The organism is Streptomyces sp. NBC_00210 (assembly GCF_045160975.1).
GTDB lineage: Bacteria > Actinomycetota > Actinomycetes > Streptomycetales > Streptomycetaceae > Streptomyces.
The window spans coordinates 1797358-1817485 of the sequence record NZ_CP108120.1 but is presented as its reverse complement, the minus strand read 5'-3'; the positions used below and the strand labels follow the sequence as shown (position 1 = coordinate 1817485).

Here is a 20128-nt window from a genome sequence, read left to right as displayed (position 1 = left end):
CCGGCAAGATCCGGAAGACAGGCCCTGAGTCCCGCCGCCCACCCACACCCCCTGAGGAGACCGACATGCTGGACATCGCCGACGAGCTGAACCGGTGGGTCGAGCAGGGCCGTGAGTTCGCCGTCGCCACCGTGGTGGCCGTCGGCGGCAGCGCGCCCCGGCAGCCGGGCGCCGCACTCGCCGTGGACAGCGAGGGCACGGCGATCGGGTCGGTCTCCGGAGGGTGTGTGGAGGGGGCGGTGTACGAGTTGTGCCAACAGGCGCTCGAGGACGGCGAGAGTGTCCTCGAGCGGTTCGGGTACAGCGACGAGGACGCCTTCGCGGTCGGCCTGACCTGCGGCGGCATCATCGACATCCTCGTCACGCCGGTACGCGGCGGGGTCTTCCCCGCCGCGCTGGCGGCCGCCGCGGGCGGGGAGGCGGCGGCCCTCGCCAGAATCACGGACGGCCCGTCCGATGTGATGGGCAGCGCCCTGCTGGTCCGCCCCGACGGTTCGTACGAGGGATCGCTGGGCGGCCACCCGGAACTGGACCGCACGGCGGCGGCCGAGGCGGGCGCGATGCTCGACGCGGGCCGCACGGGCACGCGGGTCATCGGCGAGGACGGCAGCCGTTGCGGTCAGCCGCTGACGCTCCTTGTGGAGTCCTCGGTGCCCGCCCCGCGGATGATCGTCTTCGGCGCCATCGACTTCGCGTCGGCGCTGGTACGGGTCGGGAAGTTCCTCGGATACCACGTCACCGTGTGCGACGCCCGTCCCGTCTTCGCGACGCGGACGCGCTTCCCGGAGGCGGACGAGATCGTCGTCGACTGGCCGCACCGGTATCTGGAGTCGACGGAGGTGGACGGCCGTACGGTCCTCTGCGTTCTGACCCACGACGCGAAGTTCGACGTGCCGCTGCTCGAACTGGCGTTGAAGCTTCCCGTCGCATACGTGGGAGCGATGGGCTCGCGCCGCACCCACGAGGACCGCAACAAGCGCCTGCGCGACGTCGGCGTCACCGAGCTGGAACTGGCCCGGCTGCGCAGCCCGATAGGCCTCGACCTGGGCGCGCGTACGCCGGAGGAGACGGCGCTGTCGATCGCGGCGGAGATCGTGGCAAACCGCCGTGGTGGCTCCGGGGTCTCCCTGACGGGAGCGCACACCCCGATCCATCACGACGGCCAGGACCCGCCGACGGGCCGGATAGCCTCGGTGGCCTGATCCGCGTGAGCCGTGCACGAACCTGATGGCGTACGAACCCAGTTGCACCTGAACCTGATCCGCGTACGGCCGCAGCTGCACCCGAACCCGATCCGCGTAGGCACCGCTTGCACCCGAACTCAGACGATCGGGAGATCCGCCAGCAGCCGCTCGCCAAGGTCCGTACGCGCGTACAGCACCACCCGTCCCACCCGCGACCGGCTCACCAGCCCTGTGCGGTGGAGGACCGCCAGATGGTGCGAGACGGCACTCGGGGTGACGCCTGTGCGGCGGGCGAGTTCCGTCGTGGACGCAGGGCCTGTCAGGAGTGTGAGCAGCTCCGCTTTCGGGCGGCCGATCAGGTCCGGCAGCGCACCGGACGAGCGCGGCGGGCGGGTCTCCCAGAGCGTGCCCACACCGCGGGCCGGATACGAGACCGTCGGCGGCTCGTCGGGGCCGACCGGGCTGATGGCGTGCCGGGCGAACAGCGTCGGCACCAGCCACAGCCCGCGCCCGGCCACCGACGTCGCCAGGTGCAGATCCCGGTGGACGAACATGCTCAGTTCGCCGTCCCGCCACACCGCCGTGGCATCGAGCGAGGTGAGCACCGCGGCCGCGCCGTCGCGGGCCAGCATCTGGGCCCGGTGCAGCATGTCCGCCTCCAGGACGGCGCGCATCCGCGGCCAGTGCGGGGCGATCGCCAGCTGCCAGTACGCCTCGACCGTGTCCGCGATCGCATCGCGCAACCGGGCCGGGTGGTGCGCCAGTTCGGCGATACGGGGCGCCAGCGGGCGGTCCGCGTAGGCGGCGCGCACATCCGCAAGGGCTTTGCCGGAGTCGGTGGCGCGTACCCGGCGAAGTTCGTCGGCCACGTCCGGCAGTGGCGAGGTGGGACGGGGAGTGATGAAGTCCGGGATCCAGCCGCTGCCGCCGACCGCCAGTTCACCCAGCAGATCTCCGTCGAGGTCGTCCGCAGCATCGAGCGCGGCGCGCGTCTGCCGTACCCAGGGCAAATGCAGCACGTACCTCTCGGGACGCCGCAGCGCCCACAGGCTGGTGGCCGTCTCCAGCAGTGGTGAGCACGCGAAGCGCATGTCGGCGAGGTCGTCGACCTCCAGGCGGTAATTGAGCATTGAGCCCCAGCCTAAATGTGTGTCGGAGGCGGACCGGACCGCGTTGGGTGGGAGCCATGCCCTCGACACTCTCCCGGGCGGCGACCGTGCTGCCGCCCCGCGGTCCGCTGCGCCCCTACGCGGCCACCACCCTCGCCGACTGGTTCGGCAACGGCCTCTTCCTCACCGGCGCTGCCCTGTTCTTCACCCGCGTCGTCGGGCTCACCCCCGCCCAGGTCGGCATAGGTCTGACCACCGCCGCGCTGCTGGGCCCCGCCGTGTCGGTGCCGGCCGGACGGTTCGGCGACCGCTATGGCCAGCGCCGCGTCTGGATGGCCACCGCCCTTGTCGAAGCGGGCTGTTTCGCCTGCTACATGGCCGTCGACTCCTTCGCCGGGTACCTCGCCGTCGTCTGCGTCATCGGGCTCGCCCAGAGCGCCTCACGCCCCGTCAAGAGCGCATACCTCGCCCGGATCGCCGACAAGGCGGCCCTGGTCGCGGCCAGCGCGTACAGCAGGGTGATGGTCAACATCGGTTTCTCGCTGGGCAGTCTGAGTGCGGGCGTCGCACTCGTCCTCGACACTCGTGCCGCCTACACCGCGCTGGTAGTGGGCAACAGCCTCTCGTACTTGGTCGTCGCCGCGGTACTCGCACGGATGCCGGACGGCCATCCGGTCGCCGCGGGGACGCCGGGCGCGCGCGGGCGGGCCGCCCTGCGCGACGGGCGCTACCTCGTCCTCGCCGCGCTCTCCGGGCTGCTGTACATCCAGGCGGAGGTGCTCAACCTCGGCGTGCCGCTGTGGATCGCCGAGCACACCCGCGCGCCGCGCTGGTCCTTCGCCGCGCTCATGCTCCTCAACACGGCCCTCGCGATCCTGTTCCAGATCAGGGCGGCGCGCGGCTCCGACACCGTGGCAGGAGCCGCCCTCGCGGGCCGCCGGGCCGGATGGGCGCTGCTGGGGGCGTGCGCCGTATTCGCCTGCACGGCGACGCTGCCGCCCGGCTGGGCCGTGGCGGTACTCGCGGTCGGCGTCGTGCTGCTGACCGCCGGCGAACTGCTCTCCTCGGCGAGCGGTTGGGGGTTGTCGTACGGACTGGCCGACCCGGCACGTCAGGGGGAGTACCTCGGCGCCTGGAGCTTCGGCCAGGACCTGGCCAGGGCGACGGGTCCGCTGGTGGTGGCGGTGCTGGTCACGGGCGGTGGCCCGGCGGGCTGGCTGCTGATCGGTACGGCCTTCCTGGCGGTGGGCACCGCGATGGTCCCGATCGGCCGCCGGGCCGCTGCCGCACCCGTTGCCCTGCCCTGAATCAATTCGCGTGGGTTCACTCGCGGCGGGTGGCGACCACCAGCCGGCAGCGAGGACTTCCGTCCGCCCGCCGTCCGAACTCCGCCAGCGGCTCCAGCTCCACCGAGAACCCCGCGCGGCCGAGGTCGGCCAGCACGTCCCCAAGCCGCCACGTGCGGTAGTACATGACAAACTGCGGCCGCCACAGCAGATTCCGTACGCGCATCGCCGCGTCGAACCCCCAGAGCTCCCAGTACGGCAATGAGCCGATCCGCGGCGGGGCCGGCACGGGGAAGACGAAGCGGCCGCCGGGCCGCAGCGCCTTGTGGACCTGGGCGAACAGCTCCGGCCGCTCCTTGGGCAGGAAATGGCCGAACGCCCCGAAGCTCGCGGCCAGGTCGAAGGCCCGCTCGAACGGGAGGGCGCGGGCGTCGGCCCGTACCCAGCTCACCGTCACGCCGTCCGGCACGTCCGGCAGGGACCGCGCTGCCTCGGCGAGCATGCCCGCGCTGAAGTCGACGCCGGTGACCTCCTCCTCGCACAGCTGCCGCAGTACACCCACTCCTGCGCCGGTGCCGCAGCAGACGTCGAGACCCGCCCGGAAGGGGCCCAGCGGCTTGACGGCACGTGCCACCGCGCCGAGAAGCCGGTCCGGCGTACGGAAGGGAGTCTCGTCGAACTTGGGCGCCAGCAGGTCGTAACCGTGCTCGGTGGAAGAGAGCGCCTGAGCGGCCAGTTCGCGGAAGGTGGGGCCCGAGGGAGTGAACATCACTCCATCTTCCTCCGTATACGTGGGGGGTCCGTACGCATCCGGTACGGGGCCTTGGCAGGCAGGGGAGGCAGCTTCATGGCCGGCAGTAATGTCACCGCACTCTTTCGTGCATCCACCGCTCACAGCCCGTCGTACTTCACGCTGAACCGGGCGGGCGGCGGGGCGGCCGGCGAGATCACCGACTTCTGCATCCCCTGCAACCCGTACTTCCCGACCCCCGCGATGTTCGACCAGCTGGGTCGCAGTCTGCGCGAGATCCTCACCTACTACCCCAGCAGCGCGGACACCATCACCGCCGAGCTCTGCCAGGTCCTCGGACTCAATCCGCAGACCGTCGCCATGGGCAACGGCTCCACCGAACTGATCACCTGGATCGACCACTTGCTGGTCCGCGAGTCCCTCGCCGTGCCGGTGCCGACCTTCGGGAGATGGACCGACCAGCCGATGGAGACCGGTAAGCGCGTCGACATGCTGCTGCTGCCGGAGGCACACGGCTTCGGCCTGGACCCGGCATCCTTCGTGCAGTTCGTACGCAGCCGTGGCTCGCGGACCGCGGTCATCTGCAACCCCAACAACCCCGACGGCGGCCTGCTGCCCAAGCAGCAGGTGATCGCGCTGCTCGACTCCCTCCAGGATCTGGACCTGGTCGTCGTCGACGAGTCCTTCCTCGAGTTCGCGGACGCGGAGCAGGAGGCGAGCGTCGCCGCCGAGGCCGTCATGCGGACGAATGTGATCGTGCTGCGCAGTCTGGGCAAGAACTTCGGGCTGCACGGGGTCCGCTTCGGCTATCTCGTCTCCAATCCGACCCTCGCCGGGAAGATCCGGTCCGCGCTGCCCAAGTGGAACCTCAACTCCTTCGCCGAGACCGTGGTGTTCATGCTGAAGGAGCACCGGCAGGAGTATGCCGAGAGTCTGCACCAGGCCCGCCGGGACCGGCAGGAGATGACCATGCGGCTCTCCCAGCTGCCGGGCCTGACCGTGTACCCGTCGCAGGGCAACTTCCTCTACGTACGCCTGCCGGAGGGTGTGGACGGGACGGTCCTGCGGGACCGGCTGCTCGCCGAGCACGGCGTGCTGGTGCGTGAGTGCAGCAACAAGGTGGGCAGTTCCAGCCGCTTCATGCGGCTGGTGGTGCGGCCGCAGCAGGACCAGATGCGGCTGATGTCGGCGATGGAGCAGGTGCTGTACGGGCGCGCCCCGGTGCCGGAGCCGCGGCCGGAGCCGCTGGCGCCGATGCTCGCACAGACGCCTGAGCCGCAGCCGCAGCCGCAACTGCGGGCACAGGTGCAGCAGCCGGGGCCGATGCCGATGCTGGCGCTGGCCCAGGAGCCGGTCTCGGCACGGGGGCTCGGCCCGGTCCCGTCCGCCGAGCGGCCCGCCGCGAGCGCCCTGACCGGGGTGCCGGCCGGCGGGATGGCCGGCGGGATGGCCGGTGGGATGGCCGGTGGGATGGTCGGCAGTGCGGGCGGCGGGATGGTCGGGGCGGCCAGGGCGGCGGTGGGGGGCTACACGTCAGGGACGGCGGCGGTGGACCGGCTGATCGCCGGAGCGTAGGGGTTGTGACGCCCTTCGGGCGTGTCCTCAATGGCCGGACGGGCTGGAAATTCAGCCCCTCCGGCGATTGAGGAGCGGAGGTTCGGGGCGGAGCCCCGACAACGGCCCGGGCAAATCAAGCCCCGTGGGGGTCCCCCGGACGAAGTCTGGGGGAGATTGAGGCGCCGGGGGTCCCCCACGCCCGCAGGGCGTAGGGGGCGGGTCCGGGGGCGGAGCCCCCGCCCGGGGTCCGGGGCCGAGCCCCGGTGGGAGTCACCGGCCCCGTGGCTAGAGACGGAACGTCGGGTTCTGGGACCGGACCTTGTGCACAGTGGAGCAGGACCCGACCGCCCCACCGCCCCTAGCCTCGCCCCAACAGCAGCCTTGGCAGCAACGAGGGGCGGTCCCGGTGAACTGGCTCATCCACGACTACCGCGAGAGCGATCTCGCGGCAGTGGTCCACCTGATCGACACCACGGCCGAGCTCGGGCAGGAGTCGGTCTTCTCGCTCGCCGAGTGCATCGGCGCGCTCACCTCCCGGCAGCCCGCCGTCGTAGCCGTCCACCAGGGCGTCCCGATCGGCGCTGCGCTCGCCTGCGTGGCCGGTGAACGCGCCTGGGTGATGCGTATCGCCATTTCCTCCGCCTGGCGCGGCCGGGGTCTCGCCAGCGCCCTGCTGGTCGAACTGGAGCGACGGCTCGTCGCCGCCCGGGTCGGTCGTATCGCCTATGTGCTGCCCGAGGAGGAACTGCTCGGCGAGGGACTGCTCAACGCGGGCTACACCCGGCAGCCCGCCGTCGCCTACTTCGAGAAGGTCGAGCCGCTGCACGGACCCGCGGCCAGTCTGCTCGAAGACCTCGGCGGCCGGTTCCTGCCGAGCGACCTGTGGGCCGAGGTGGCGGGCATGGAGGCGGAGAAGGACCTGATCGAACGGCGCGTCGTACTGCCGCTGGCGCAGCCGGAGCGGGCCGCCAGGCACGGGGTCAGGCCGCCGCGGGCCATCGCCCTGTTCGGTCCGCCCGGGACCGGCAAGACGACCTTCGCCCGGGGCATCGCCGCCAAGCTGGGCTGGCCCTTCGTTGAACTGCTCCCGTCCCGGCTGGCCGACGAGGGCAATCTCGCGGCCGCCCTGCGAAGCGCCTTCGCCAGGATCGCGGAGCTCGAGCGGGTCCTCGTCTTCATCGACGAGGTCGAGGAGATCGCACCCGTGCGCACCGAGCCCGCGCAGCCCGGCGGGATGCACGGGGTGACCAATGAACTGCTCAAGCTCATACCGGGTTTCCGGGAGCGGGACGAGCGGCTGCTGGTGTGTGCCACCAACTCCGTACGCTCGCTCGACCCGGCGTTCCTGCGCCCCGGCAGATTCGACTATCTGATCCCGATCGGCACCCCGGACACGGCGGCGCGGGCGGCGATCTGGTCCCGGTACACCGGTGGCCGGCCCGATGCGGATGTGTCGGTGCTGGTGGCGGCCAGTGAGCTGTTCACTCCGGCCGATATCGAGCATGCGGCCCGGATCGCGGCCCAGGCCGCCTTCGAGCGGGACCTGGAGACGCTCGGGACCTCGTCCCGGGCCACCGGCGAGGCACGGGTGCTCGGCGCGAGCACCGAGGACTATCTGGCGGCCATCGCCCAGTGCCGGCCGACGGTGACGCCCGCGATGATCGAGGAGTTCGGCGCGGACATCACGGCCCACGCCCGGGTCTGACGTAAGACTTCCGTCATCGACCGGGCCGCCTTTCGCGGCGCGAAGTCCCGTTGAATGGACGGGCCCGGGCACACCGCCCGGGCGGACATCGGGAGGACGTCGTGGGACGCGTGCGGTTGTTGCTGAAGAGGCCCGTGGTCATCTCGGTGCTGGTCGTCGGTGTGATGGCGCTGGGCCTCGGGCTCTATTGGTTCCAGCCGTGGAAGTTGTGGGTCGACGAGACGGTACGGGACGAACTCCCCGCTGCCGCCGCGGCTGAGGCGGCCGGGGTGCCGGGGACCGCGGCGACGGCCGCCTCCGACCCGCAGACCCTGGCGTCCGGCACGCTCATAAGCCATGAGCACAACACCTCGGGCTCGGCCCGGATCGTCCGGCTGCCCGACGGCTCCCGCATTCTGCGGCTGGAGAACCTGGACACCAGCAACGGTCCTGATCTCCGGGTGTTGCTGACGGACGCCCCCGTGAAGCGGGGCACGGCGGGCTGGCGGGTCTTCGACGACGGCAAGCACGTCAGCCTCGGCAAGCTCAAGGGCAACAAGGGCGACCAGAACTACGCCCTGCCCCGGGACCTCGATCTGGCCGGCTACACGAGCGTCAGCATCTGGTGCGGCCGCTTCGACGTCTCCTTCGGCGCCGCCGAGCTTGCCCCGCCCGCGTAGTCCTGCGTCCCCAACTTCCCTGATTCCGGGCCGAGTTGTTCGCCGGCATGGTGCTGTCCGACTACCCCCTGCTGCTGCTCGACCCCGCCAAGCGTGCCGCGTACGACAAGCTCGTGGACTGGCTCAAGAGCGAACCGGTTCAGAGGAAGATCATGGAGCGTACGCAGCGCCGGCCGGTCGATCTCGCCGTGCCACGGGACCCGCGGCTGCGCGAGCCGGTCGGCAATGCGCTGTACTTCCCGGACAAGCCGGCGGTCGTCGACCGTCAGGTTCTACCGGGGCGAGTCGCTCACGGTGATGCGGTTCGGCGGACGCGTACTCGCCGAGCGCAGTGTCACCTACGACGGGCAGCGCGACCTGGACCGCCTGCGCGGATTTGTGGCCGCGGACGACTTCGGTGACAGCACCGCCATCTGGTCCACGCTCGACCACGCCTACCAGGAGGTGGCCACCGTCGTACACGACCGGCCGGGGCAGGCCGTCTCCATCGTGTTGATGACGGACGGCGAGAACAACGCCGGGATGGACCTCGACGCCTTCATCCGCCGGTACGGCGCACGGCCGCAGGCGGCTCGCGCGGTGCGCCCGGCGCGGAGCGCACGCGTCCGGGTCACGTGCGCGACGGAAGGCCTGCGCAACCAGGTCCCGCAGCGGGCGTTCTCGGCCCGCTGCCTCGGCAAGGTCCAGGACTGGAACGCCGAGGACGCGGTCCTGGAGGTACAGGCCATGGCGATCTTCCGGTAGCGGCCCGGTCCGCGCGCTCTCCTGAGGCGCACACGGCGGGCGTGAGTGACGATGGACCGGGAGGCCGCCATGGACCAGAGCTACGAACTTGTATTTCAGGCGCCCGCCGGGGAGGACGACGTGGTGATCGTCCGGAGCACCGGACGGTCGGGCGCGGGCGGATATCCGATCTACCAGGACGAGACGGGAATCGTACGCGCGGAGATCAGCGACCGCGGAGAGGTACGGATGCTGGCCAGCGGAGGCCACCAGGTGCCCGGGACTCCGGTGAAGGTGCGCTCACTCAGCTCGTGACCCGGAGCCCCCCGGTCGGGTGGGGCGCAGCCCGATGCATCGCCCCTCACTCCAGCCGGCAGCCCGGAGTGGGTGGTGACCGGCGGTACCAGCCTGTCCTCACCGCTGATCACCCCCGTTTGCGCCCTGGCGCCCTGGCCGGCCACCCGGGCCCGAACCGACTGCGTCGGACTCCTCAAAGGCTCCAGCGCAGCACCGCTCCCAGCCCGCCCGCCGGGCCGGGCATGCCCTCGGGGACCAGCAGCACTTCGGCGTCGGCCGCCGCGGCGGACCGCAGCAGCGCGTCGTCCGCGCGTGCCTGCATGGGCTTGGCGACGCCCATCGCCTGCGCCTGGCCACGCTGCACGGCGACCTCGTCGACGCCGGGGCCGATCCACACGTCGCGGCCCGCGTCGGATGCGTCCTGTGCGAGCAGCAGCGTCGCCACCTGGTGGCTGCGGGCCGCGTCCACCACGGCGGGAATCCCTTCAGCGGCTTCTCCGCGACCGGTGTCGACAGAGGCCTCGCGGTGCTCGCCCGGCCTGCCGCGTCCGAAGCGGAAGCGATCGAGCGCGTTCTGGAGCCGGTCGCGCGCGTAGTTCTCGCAGGCCTCGGCGATCTGCCGGTCGAGCACGTCCTTCGAGGCGCCGGGGGACCTGCTGCCGTTCTCGGCCTCGACGGTCACGGCCCGGATGCGCTCCGGCAGCCGGTTGTGCACGGCCCTGCGCTCGCGGGCGTCGCCGGCCAGCACCAGCAGCTGTGCGCCGCTCTCGGGCCACTGCCTGGCAAGCTCGCCCGCGATGACGTCGGCGGTCTCGTTCCAGCTGTTCTCGACCTTGTTCCGGTAGTGCCACTCGTACCGGTCCGCCGGGATGCTGCGGTGTCCTCGGCCCTGCCCCTCCTTGCCGTTCGCCTGGCCCACGCTCTCCCGGCCGTGCGCATCGCGCAGCTCCAGATCGGCGCCGGTGCGGTCGATGTACGCCACCATGCACGGCGGCGCGTCACCCCGCAGGCCGGTCAGCGGCGCAACGTGCGGCAGGATCGACCAGCTCGCCTCGATGCTGGTCGGCGACATGGCGAGCGGAATGTCGAGCACGACCTCGGCGCCTGCGGCGAAGACCGCGCGGCCGGGAGGTGCCCCGGAGACCGGCTGGTCGGCGAGCCTGCCGATCACGGCCCTGACGGTGTAGGGATCGGCACCGGCGTCTATGAGCTGCGATGCCACCGAGCGCTCGCGGAGCTTCTGCAGCTTCGCCGCGTCCTCGGTCGTGCGCGTGGTCTCAATGAAGACGGAGGCCCATGGGCCTGGACGATCGAAGAGCGGCTTGAGAAAACCGAGTTCCATGATCTCCCCCAAGCTCGGGGCTGGTGGGTACTACCAGATTACGGCCATGTGTCCGTAGTGCCCTCCTGGTCGCCGAAGTGCGAGGTGGTCTCCGCCCGGTCGAAGACGGGTCGGCCCGGGCGGCGTACCTGCGCAGCGGCGAGTGATCGGCTCAGGTCCCGTCGGCCGGGGAAGTGTCGAGTTCCGCCCAGATGATCTTGCCTTCGGTGGTGTAGCGGGTGCCCCAGCGTCGGGCCAACTGCGCCACGAGGAACAGTCCGCGCCCACCCTCATCGGTGGTGCGCGCATGACGCAGCCGCGGGGAGGTGCTGCTGCTGTCGAAGACCTCGCAGATCAGCACGTCCTGCCTGATCAGGCGTAGCCGGATGGGTCCAGGCGCGTAGCGGATGGCATTGGTGACCAGCTCGCTGACGATCAGCTCGACGGTGAAGGCCAGATCACCGAGCCCCCATTCCCCGAGGCAGCGCATGGCCAGGGCGCGGGCCTCGGCAACGACCGCGGGATCGGACGGCAGATCCCAGGAGGCCACCTGATCCGCGCCGAGAGCGTGCGTACGGGCGAGAAGCAGTGCGATGTCATCGTCGGCAGGACCTTTGAGCATCGTGTCCAGGACAGTCGCGCACAGTCCGTCCAGTGGCAGGTCCGGACTGGCCAGCGCCGCGCTCAGCCGCGCAAGACCGACGTCCACGTCCCGGTCGCGGGCCTCGATCAGGCCGTCGGTGTACAGCGCGAGGACACTCCCCTCCGCCAACTCGAATTCGGCGGACTCGAACGGCAGACCTCCCAGTCCGAGCGGCGGGCCCGGCGGCAGGTCGGGGAAGGTCACCGACCCCTCCGGAGAGACGACCGCGGGCGGAGGGTGGCCGGCCCGGGCCATGGTGCATCTGCGGGTGGCCGGATCGTAGACGGCGTACAGACAGGTGGCACCGAGTACGGCGGAGGCCGGACTGTCCTCCTGCGACGGCTCCTCGCCGATGAGACTGAGCATCTGGTCGTCCAGATGGGCCAGCAGCTCCTCGGGCGGCAGGTCCAGGTCGGCGAGGGTGCGGACGGCGGTGCGGAACGGGCCCATGGAGGCGGCGGCGTGGATTCCGTGCCCCACCACGTCACCCACGACCAGGGCAACCCGCGCTCCGGACAGCGGGATCACATCGAACCAGTCGCCGCCCACCCCGCCGGCGTGGGCAGGGAGGTAGCGCGATGCCACCTCAAGGCTGCTCCGCGTGGACAGTTTCCTTGGCAGCAGGAAGCGTTGCAGGGCAAGCGCCGTGTTGTGCTCCCGGGTGAACCGGCGTGCGTTGTCGATGCCGACGGCCGCTCGCGCGACGACATCCTCGGCGAGGAGCAGGTCATCCTGTTCGAAGGGGCCGCGGCTCGGCCCGCGGACGAAGGTGGCGACGCCCAGCGCGTGGCCACGGGCGTCGGCTCTGACCAGCATCAGCGAACACTGGCCGAGTCCGTGGTTCTCCCCGGCGGCGCGCGGGTCGCCGGCGAGCCATCCGCCGGTGTCGTCGTCCAGGGCGGGGCACAGGTACGACGTGCCGTCAACAAGGCAGCCTGCGCCGGGCGAAGACGGCAAAAAGGCCACGGTATGCCCGGTCTCCGCGATCGGCCCCCGCAGGTCCGCGGTGGAAACGCGCCTGCCCGCCCGGCGCAGCGTTTGCGTGCCGGGAAGAGGTCCGCGGCGCAGGGACTCACCCCACAGCACCGGGTCCAGCAGGTCCACGGCGACGAAGTCGGCGAGCCCGGGTACGCAGCTGTTCGCCAGCGCCTGTGCGATGTGGATGACATCCAGGCTTTTGCCGGTCTGTGTACTGACCTCGTTCACCAGGGCGAGCCGCTGCCGAGCCCGCCAGCGGTCGGTGACATCGATGACCATGTAGCAGACCCCCCGTACCCGGCCGAGCGTGTCGTCGAGCCGGAAGAACGAGGTCGAGTAGGCGTGCTCACGCTCCGGATCGGCCCGGGTACGCCCCCGGTACTCGATGTCCACCGCGGGCTTGCCCGTGTCCAGGACCTCCTGCATACAGGCTTCGATCGCCTCGGCGTCCAGTTTCGGCAGCACGTCGCGGAGCCGCTTCCCCAACCGCTCCTCACGAGCGACTCCGCCGATGCGCTCCAGCGCGTCGTTGATCCAGACGTAGCGCAGCTCCGGACTCATCACGGCCATGCCCACCGGCGAACGGGCGAGGAACTGCCCCACGAGCGAATGGTCCACCTCCCACCACGGCTCCTCATCGGCGTTGTTGCCCTGGAGCGTGGCGAAGGGGGCCAGGCCGTCCTGCCCGGCGGTGTCGTCGGAGGTGTTCATCAGCCACCTCATCCATGAGAGGCCGGCGCCTGCGTAAGCGCATTCGTGCGACTCCTCCAGCATCTCACCGCGGTACGGGTCTCGGCCCGCATCGAGGACGCACGTTCACGCCATGGCATGGTGTGAACTCTGACGGTCACCTCGTACAGGTCGGACGGCTTGGCCGCTGGGCGGTTTCCACCCGGGCGCAGCCCGCCGTCCGCGCGAGAACGGGCGGTTCAGTACCGAAAAATGGCCATAAAAAGAGCTAAATTTCGGGTCCATGACGCAGCAGCAGACCGGCCTCGTCGGCAGCACCTCCGCCCCGGAGCGCGGCCCGGCCACAGACGGCCCCCAGCGGCACGACCCCTCGCCCGTCGAATCTCGCGCAACAGCCCGCGCCCTCGCCTGGGCGGCACGCCGCGCCGGCAGCTGGACGGCAAAGAAATCGATCGTCGTGCTCTACGCGGTCTGGACCCTCACCCGGCTCGGCATGCTGCATCTGCTCATCCAGGACAGCATCGGCGTCAGCAATGTCTCGGACGAGGCCAACTTCCTCTACCCGCACTGGTACCAGCAGCTCACCGACGGCTCCTTCCCCGTCAACGATGTCACCTGGCAATATCCGCCGGGCGCGGGGCTGGTGTTCTTGTTCCCCGCACTGCTGCCGTTCCTCGGCTACTTCCAGGCGTTCCTCGTCCTCACGCTCGCCACCGACGCGATCGTCACCCTGGCGCTGGCCCGCAAGGGCCGAGGTCTCGCCGGGGCATGGCTGTGGACCGGCGGACTGCCACTTCTGCTGAATGTGCCGCACGGACGGTTCGACATCCAGGTCACGGCCCTCGCCGTGCTGGCCCTGCTCAGCGCCCGGCGCCGCCCGCGCCTCGGCGGGGTGTTCGCCGCGCTCGGCGCCATGGTCAAGGTCTGGCCGGTGCTCACCCTGATCGGCATGGAACGCGGGCGCACCAGCCGGCAGGTCTGGCTGTCCGCTGCCGCCGCGGCGGGCGCGCTGCTCGCCGTACTCGCCCTCGGCTTCCGGCACAGCCTCGGCTTCCTGCAGCAACAGGGCGCCAGGGGTGTGCAGATCGAGTCGCTGGGCGGCACCGTGCTGTCACTGATGCGGGCGTCGGGCATGCCCATCTGGATCGAATCCCGCTACGGCGCCCTGGAGTTCAACGGCATGCACGTGGCGACCGTTGCTCAGCTGTCCATGATGCTCACCGCCGCCGCCTTCGGCTGGCTGATGCTCTGGCGGGGCAGGGCCACGCGGTGGACCACCGCGACACCGTTCGACGCCGCACTCGCCGCCGTCCTGCTGTTCACGGTCACCAGCAGGGTGATCAGCCCGCAGTATCTGGTCTGGCTGATCGGCCTGGCCGCGGTCTGCCTCACCTCCCGGCACACCACGCAGCGCCCGGTGGCGTTCGCGCTGCTGGCAGCGGCGGCCGTGACCGCGCTGGCCTTTCCGACCTACTACCTGGAGGTCATGGACGGCTCGGTGCTGGGCAACACACTGATGGTCGTACGCAACGGACTGCTCGTCGGCGCGGCGCTGCTGTCCTGCCGCCGCTTGTGGAAGGCCACGACTGGCGCGAGCGGCACGACGGACGCGACCGGTACCGAAGACGTAGCTGTAGCTCTTCCTCCCGCCCGGGTTGACACTCAAAAAGAGTGAGTGGTTAAGTACTCACATGAAGACGGAACGACAGCGCCATCTCTCCACAGCGGAGGAACGTCGCGAAACGGTGTTGCGCACCGCCATCGGGGCCTTCGCGGCACGGGGCTACTTCGGCACCACCACCACGGAAGTGGCCAAGGCGGCCGGCATCTCCCAGGCGTATGTCTACCGGCTCTTTCCCAACAAGGAGTCGCTGTTCACCGCGGTCGTCGACCACTGCTTCGTCAGGGTCAGGGCGGCACTGGAGGGCGGCGCCGCCGAAGCCAAAGGCAGTGCGCCCGAGGTGGTACTCGCTGCCATGGGTGACGCGTACGCCCGCCTGATCAGCGACAACGACCTCATGCTGGTGCAGCTGCACGCCCAGGCTGCCGCAGTCTCCGAACCCGCGATCCGCGAGGCCGTACGAGCGGGATACGCCCGCACGGTCGAGTACGTCCGCGGGGCCTCGGGGGGCAGTGAGCAGCAGGTCCAGGAGTTCTTCGCCGTCGGCATGCTCTGTCACCTGATCGTTTCCATCCGCGTCGATGAAGTGGACGCGCCCTGGACGCGCACGCTCGCGGCGGGGATCACGCACTACTGACAGTCGCCCTGCAGGGCGGCCACCTTGCCAAGCGCGGTCCGGTGGCCGCCTGTTTTCAGACCACAAGAGTGAGTGGTTAACCACACATAGGAGGGGTCGTGAAGTCGACCATCCCGGACAGGCCCCCCACGGGGGCCGGCGCCCCGTCGGCCGCGCGCAGCGGGGCCGCCCTTGCGGTCCTGGCCGGTGCGCAGTTCGTGATCACGCTGAGCACGTCCGTCGTCAACGTCGCCCTGCCCCCGATCCGTGACGGGGTCGGTCTGTCCGACAGCGGCATGTCCTGGGTCGTCAACTCCTACGGACTCGCCTTCGGAGCACTTCTTCTGCTGGGCGGGAGGGCCGCCGACCTGGTCGGCCGGCGCCGGGTCCTGCTCGCGGGCCTCACGCTCTTCACCGTGCCTCGCTCGCCGCGGGCCTGGCCACCACGCCGTGGCTGCTGATCGGTGCCCGCACGCTCCAGGGCATCGGAGCCGCTGCCGTGGCGCCTGCCGCACTCGCCCTGGTCATGCAGCTCTTCCCGCCCGGTCCTGGCCGCGGCAGAGCGCTGGGGGTGTGGGGCGCGGTCTCCGGCGCCGGCGGCGCGGCCGGAGTCCTGGCGGGCGGACTGCTCACCGAGAGCCTGGGCTGGCCCTGGATCTTCTACGTGTCCGGGCTGGGCGCCGCCGCCGTGCTCGCCGCAACCGCTGTGCTGGTGCCCACCTCACAGCCTCCCGCCCAGGCCGCAAGGCGTCTCGACCTCGCCGGAACGCTCGCCGTCACCATCGGGCTCGTCACCCTCGTCCACGGCCTCACCTCCGCCCGGCGCGCCGGCTGGAGCGATCCCGTCGTGCTGGGCTTCCTCATCGCCGCAGCCGTCCTGCTCTCACTCTTCGTCCTGGTCGAACGGCGCCACCCCGCCCCCCTGATGCCGCCGCGGCTGCTCTCCGAAGGACTTGTCGCACCAGCCAACCTCGTCATGACGCTGCTCGGCGCCGTGTGGGTCGGACTGTTCTTCTTCCTCCCCCTCTACCAGCAGCAAGTGCTCGGCGCCGGTCCGCTGGAGGCAGGACTGTCACAACTCCCGCTCGCAGCAGCGAACATGCTCGGCTCGTCCCTCGCCCCCCGCCTCGCCCGCCGGCTGGGACCGCATGTCACCCTCGCCGCCGGTCTGCTGACTCAGGCCGCCGGGCTGCTGTGGCTGGCCCGTATCTCCGCGCAGGGCACCTTTGTCACCGATCTGCTCGGTCCCACCCTCGTGATCGGCCTCGGCCTGGGAATCGCCTTCGTCCAGCTCACCGGCGCCGCTGTCACCGGTGTGCGGCCCGCCGACGCCGGCCTGGCCAGCGGCCTCGTCAACACCACTCGGCAGATCGGCGGCGCCGTGGGCCTGGCGGTACTGAGCACCCTCGCCGCCTCGACCACAGCCACCGCCCGGCACCACCACACCTACGCCCAGGCGCTCACCGAGGGCTACCGGACCGCGTTCCTCGTCTCGGCGGCCCTCATCGCCGCCGCGGCCGCACTCACCCCCCTCCTCGCACGCCGATCGACCCGACAGGCCGACGCGGACGACAAGCCGGCGGCGCCCGGTCCCGCTCTGCCGCACTCCGAGCCCCGGAGTTCGCGGTGAACCACCGCGAACCCGAACCACCGCAAGAACACCTCGATTCACCTCGAAACACCGATGAAGGAGAACGCACCATGAGCACGCACCCGCCCGGCGACACGCCCGCCCACACCATCGACGAGAACGCCCCCGTCATCGTCCGTCTCTCGACGACGATCAACGCCTCGCTCGCGGACCTCTGGGACCTGCACACGGACATCGGCTCCTGGGCCGAGTGGCACCCGGACATCGACCGGGCCGACTTCGAGGGCCCGCTCGCCCCTGGCGCGTCCTTCACATGGCTGACCGCGGGCCTCGACATCACCTCCACCGTCCACGAGGTCGTGCCTGGCCGGCGCATCGTCTGGGGCGGCCCCGCGCACGGCATCGACGGTGTCCACCTGTGGACCTTCGAGGAGACCGACGGCGTGGTGACCGTCCGCACCGAGGAGTCCTGGAGCGGCGCACCGGTCGAAGCCCAGCCCGTCGCCCTGGAGCAGGCGCTCAGGCAGTCCCTGGAGAGCTGGCCCGGCCACCTGAAGGCCGAGGCCGAACGCCGGTAGCAGCGCGGCGGCTTCGGTCCGGAGCGGTCCGGAGCGGTTCCGGCCGCGGTCGTCCCGCCCGCGCACAACACCGCACCACCACCATCACCGAGAGACGAGGTCTTCACGATGACCAGCAAGCCCTACCTGACCGGCCACTACACCCCCGTCACCGACGAGATCACCGCCACCGACCTCACCGTCGAGGGCAACCTGCCCCCCGAGCTGACCGGCCGGCTGATCCGCAACAGCCACAACCCGAAGCCGGGCATCACCCCGACCCACTGGTTCAAGGGCAGCGGCATGGTCCACGGGATCCGGCTGCGCGAGGGCCGCGCCGAGTGGTACCGCAACCGCTGGGTGCACACCCCCGCCCTGGACGGCGCCCCGTACATGACGGAGAGGGGCCCCGACCTGACCGCCAGCACGGCCGGAACGCACGTCATCGAGCACGGCGGACGGCTGCTCGCGCTGTGCGAGTCGAACCTTCCCTTCGAGCTGACGGCGGATCTGGAGACCGTCGGCGCCTACGACTTCGGCGGCAAGCTGACCTCCGCCATGACCGCGCACCCCAAGGAGGACCCGGCCACCGGCGAGCTCCACTTCTTCGCCTCTTCGCCGTTCCCGCCCTTCCTCATCCACCACGTCGCCTCGCCGGACGGCCAGGTCCTCCAGAGCCAGGAGGTCCCCGGGGCGAGCGCCGCGCTCAAGCACGACTTCGCCATCACGGAGCACTACGTCGTGTTCCTGGAGGGCTCGGTCACCTTCGACATGTCCGAGCACTCGGGCATCCCGTACAGCTGGAGCGACAGCCAGGAGGCGCGCATCGGCGTCATGCCGCGCGGCGTCGGCGGCGCGGACAAGGTCCGCTGGTTCGACATCCTCCCGGGGTACGGGATGCACTTCGCCAACGCCTACGAGGACGCGAACGGGCGCATCGTCGTCGAGGGCCCGACCGTGGGCCGCGAGGGCTGGCAGCGCTCCTGGAACTGGTGGGTCGGCGCCCCGGACCGCGGCGCCGAGCCCAACTCCGGCTCCCGCACCCGGCGCTGGACTGTCGACCTCGCGGCGGGCCGGGTCAAGGAGGAGCAGATCGACGACCTGACCGTGGAGTTCCCGACCATCAACGAGGCGTACACCGGCCGAGAGCACCGCTACCAGTACGCGCTCTCCTTCCCCGACGACCTCGGCATCGGCAACCACACCCTCGTCAAGTACGACCGCCGCACCGGAGGCCGCCAGCTGCTGCCCGTCGGCAACGGACAACTCCCCAGCGAGGCCGTCTTCGTCCAGGCCGAGGGTGCCACCGACGAGGACAACGGCTATCTGCTGACCGTGGTCAGCGACCTGAAGGCGAACGCGTCGAAGATGCTCGTCCTGGACGCCTCCGACCTGTCCGTCCCGCCGATCGCCACCATCCATCTGCCCCGCCGCGTCCCGGCCATGATCCACGGCTCGTGGATCCCCGACACCGCTGGCTGACCCGCCCGTCACCGAAGCAAGGCAGGCGTCGGACGCTGCGAAGCATCCGGCGCCTGCTTCCTGTCGGCGCCGGGCCGCTACGGACCCGTCGGCGGCCTGAGCGCGGCGTATGTTCCCGCGCTTGCCGCCAGCAGCATCACGCAGCCCGTGAAAATCAGCCCGGCTTCGCGCAGCCCGAGCCAGGTGGCCATGGCGCCGACACCGACCACGGGCAGCGAGATCCCGGCGTAGGCGACGACGAAGAACGCCGAAATGGTGCCGCCCCGATGCTGTGCCGGGGCCGCGCCGCTGATCAGGGTGAGTGCCGCGCGAAAGGCCAGTCCCTGGCCTGCGCCGCCGAACAGGGCGCCCAGGACGAGCAGAGCCAACGATTCGGCGATCAGTGAAGACGCCACCAACATCAGGCCCACGACGAGGATGGCGCACCCCACGGGGAGCGCGAGGCGCGCGCCGATCCGCTGCGTCAGGGACTGCCCGACGGTCGAAGCGAGGAACACGGAGAACACCACCGCGCCCGTAACAGCCAGGTTGTGCACGCCCAGCGTCTGCGAGGCAAAGCTCGGCGCGACCGCCGTGAACAGCCCGAGAAGCGCGAAGCCGGCGAAGGCTGCCACCGCCGCGGGTGCGAACACACCCTTCACCTCTGGCGGCACCCTGACTCCCTGCGGCTGCAGAGGCGGCCATCGCTTCGGCTCCGCCACGGTCTCCGGCAGGAACCAGGTGATTCCAGAGGCCACCGCCACCAGCCCCAGGTGGACCCAGAACGGCAGCATCAGCGGCCAGGGCGCGTACTGCGCGAGCAGCCCGGAGAGCAGTGGCCCGCAGCCCAGACCGCCCATGTTCGCGGCGGTGGCGGCGAACCCGGCCCGCGCCTTCTGCCCGGGACCGGCCAGCTCGATGACGGCCGCTGTCGCCGCGCCGCTCAACAGGCCGGCCGCGAAGCCGGAAAACAGCCGCCCTGCGAAGAGCAGCGGCAGACCGCTCTCCAGGAGGAAGCATCCCGCGCTCGCGGCCGACGAGGCCATGGCGATCAGGAGCACCGTTCGGCGGCCGACCTCGTCCGAGTAGTTTCCCGCCACCAGCAGCACGGTGATGACCGCGACGGCGTACACGGCGAAGACAACGGTCACCATCAGCTCGGAGAAGCCGATTTGTTCCTGGTAGAGCCCGTACAACGGTGTGGGCAGGGTGGTCCCGGCCATCCCGATGGCGAACACCACGGCCGCTGCCACATAGCCCGGTCGCCGACCACCGCCTGCGTTCACTGCGCCCTTGCGAACGATCACGCGCTCACCCTACGAGCGCCCCCTGGCTGCCGTCGCCAGGCACGAGGCGGCGCGCGCCCGAGTGGAACGGCC

General features: G+C 70.9%; 18 protein-coding genes. 13 read left to right on the top strand and 5 right to left on the bottom strand.

Annotation, left to right across the window (positions count from 1 at the left end):
- Window positions 1-65 precede the first annotated feature (65 nt).
- A complete protein-coding gene (locus OG729_RS08195; protein WP_405805219.1) occupies window positions 66-1202 on the top strand; it encodes an XdhC family protein in 1137 nt (378 codons plus the stop codon).
- 119 nt (window positions 1203-1321) lie between these two features.
- Here OG729_RS08195 and OG729_RS08190 read toward each other — a convergent pair whose 3' ends face one another.
- Window positions 1322-2314, bottom strand: coding sequence for a DUF5937 family protein (locus tag OG729_RS08190; RefSeq protein WP_405805217.1), 993 nt, complete (start codon window positions 2312-2314; stop codon window positions 1322-1324).
- A gap of 56 nt (window positions 2315-2370) precedes the next feature.
- On the opposite strand from OG729_RS08190, the gene OG729_RS08185 reads away from it, so the two are divergent.
- On the top strand, window positions 2371-3600 hold the full coding sequence (locus OG729_RS08185) for an MFS transporter (RefSeq protein WP_405805216.1): 1230 nt from the start codon (window positions 2371-2373) through the stop codon (window positions 3598-3600).
- Window positions 3601-3616: 16 nt separating this feature from the next.
- Here the strand turns inward: OG729_RS08185 and OG729_RS08180 are convergent, their stop codons facing one another.
- Window positions 3617-4348 carry a class I SAM-dependent methyltransferase gene (locus OG729_RS08180; protein ID WP_405805215.1) on the bottom strand — a complete coding sequence of 244 codons (732 nt, stop codon included), beginning with the start codon at window positions 4346-4348 and terminating at the stop codon, window positions 3617-3619.
- A gap of 78 nt (window positions 4349-4426) precedes the next feature.
- Between OG729_RS08180 and OG729_RS08175 the strand changes: the two genes are divergently transcribed.
- The 5 genes from OG729_RS08175 to OG729_RS08155 all read left to right on the top strand — a co-directional run bounded on the left by OG729_RS08175 (window position 4427) and on the right by OG729_RS08155 (window position 9289).
- Window positions 4427-5905 (top strand): pyridoxal phosphate-dependent aminotransferase, encoded by a 1479-nt coding sequence (locus tag OG729_RS08175; protein ID WP_405805213.1) that lies wholly within the window; start codon window positions 4427-4429, stop codon window positions 5903-5905.
- A 388-nt stretch (window positions 5906-6293) separates the two neighbouring features.
- On the top strand, window positions 6294-7592 hold the full coding sequence (locus tag OG729_RS08170) for a bifunctional GNAT family N-acetyltransferase/ATP-binding protein (RefSeq protein WP_360868888.1): 1299 nt from the start codon (window positions 6294-6296) through the stop codon (window positions 7590-7592).
- Window positions 7593-7693: 101 nt separating this feature from the next.
- Window positions 7694-8251 carry a DM13 domain-containing protein gene (locus OG729_RS08165; protein ID WP_405805211.1) on the top strand — a complete coding sequence of 186 codons (558 nt, stop codon included), beginning with the start codon at window positions 7694-7696 and terminating at the stop codon, window positions 8249-8251.
- A gap of 225 nt (window positions 8252-8476) precedes the next feature.
- Window positions 8477-8995 (top strand): hypothetical protein, encoded by a 519-nt coding sequence (locus tag OG729_RS08160; protein WP_405805209.1) that lies wholly within the window; start codon window positions 8477-8479, stop codon window positions 8993-8995.
- Between the two features lie 69 nt (window positions 8996-9064).
- Window positions 9065-9289, top strand: coding sequence for a DUF6296 family protein (locus OG729_RS08155; protein WP_360868880.1), 225 nt, complete (start codon window positions 9065-9067; stop codon window positions 9287-9289).
- 175 nt (window positions 9290-9464) lie between these two features.
- Here the strand turns inward: OG729_RS08155 and OG729_RS08150 are convergent, their stop codons facing one another.
- Together OG729_RS08150 and OG729_RS08145 are read right to left on the bottom strand one after the other, a co-directional pair.
- The gene (locus OG729_RS08150; protein WP_360868877.1) at window positions 9465-10613 is read right to left on the bottom strand and encodes a hypothetical protein; all 1149 of its coding nucleotides are present in this window, start codon (window positions 10611-10613) and stop codon (window positions 9465-9467) included.
- Between the two features lie 151 nt (window positions 10614-10764).
- On the bottom strand, window positions 10765-12924 hold the full coding sequence (locus tag OG729_RS08145) for a SpoIIE family protein phosphatase (protein WP_360868874.1): 2160 nt from the start codon (window positions 12922-12924) through the stop codon (window positions 10765-10767).
- A 262-nt stretch (window positions 12925-13186) separates the two neighbouring features.
- Here OG729_RS08145 and OG729_RS08140 point away from each other — a divergent pair, with 262 nt between their 5' ends.
- The 6 genes from OG729_RS08140 (at window position 13187) to OG729_RS08115 (ending at window position 18770) form a co-directional block, all read left to right on the top strand.
- Window positions 13187-14578, top strand: coding sequence for a glycosyltransferase 87 family protein (locus OG729_RS08140; protein ID WP_405805207.1), 1392 nt, complete (start codon window positions 13187-13189; stop codon window positions 14576-14578).
- Between the two features lie 16 nt (window positions 14579-14594).
- Window positions 14595-15161, top strand: a complete 567-nt coding sequence (locus OG729_RS08135) for a TetR/AcrR family transcriptional regulator (protein ID WP_360868868.1) — start codon at window positions 14595-14597, stop codon at window positions 15159-15161.
- Window positions 15162-15259: 98 nt separating this feature from the next.
- Window positions 15260-15601 (top strand): MFS transporter, encoded by a 342-nt coding sequence (locus OG729_RS08130; protein ID WP_405805206.1) that lies wholly within the window; start codon window positions 15260-15262, stop codon window positions 15599-15601.
- Window positions 15577-16770, top strand: coding sequence for an MFS transporter (locus OG729_RS08125; protein WP_405811088.1), 1194 nt, complete (start codon window positions 15577-15579; stop codon window positions 16768-16770). The genes OG729_RS08130 and OG729_RS08125 overlap by 25 nt, the downstream gene beginning before the upstream one ends.
- A 71-nt stretch (window positions 16771-16841) precedes the next feature.
- Complete coding sequence (locus tag OG729_RS08120) at window positions 16842-17309, top strand: SRPBCC family protein (protein WP_405805205.1); 468 nt, start codon at window positions 16842-16844, stop codon at window positions 17307-17309.
- Window positions 17310-17417: 108 nt separating this feature from the next.
- The gene (locus tag OG729_RS08115) at window positions 17418-18770 is read left to right on the top strand and encodes a carotenoid oxygenase family protein (protein ID WP_405805203.1); all 1353 of its coding nucleotides are present in this window, start codon (window positions 17418-17420) and stop codon (window positions 18768-18770) included.
- 77 nt (window positions 18771-18847) lie between these two features.
- Here the strand turns inward: OG729_RS08115 and OG729_RS08110 are convergent, their stop codons facing one another.
- On the bottom strand, window positions 18848-20056 hold the full coding sequence (locus OG729_RS08110; RefSeq protein ID WP_360868857.1) for an MFS transporter: 1209 nt from the start codon (window positions 20054-20056) through the stop codon (window positions 18848-18850).
- Window positions 20057-20128 lie beyond the last annotated feature (72 nt).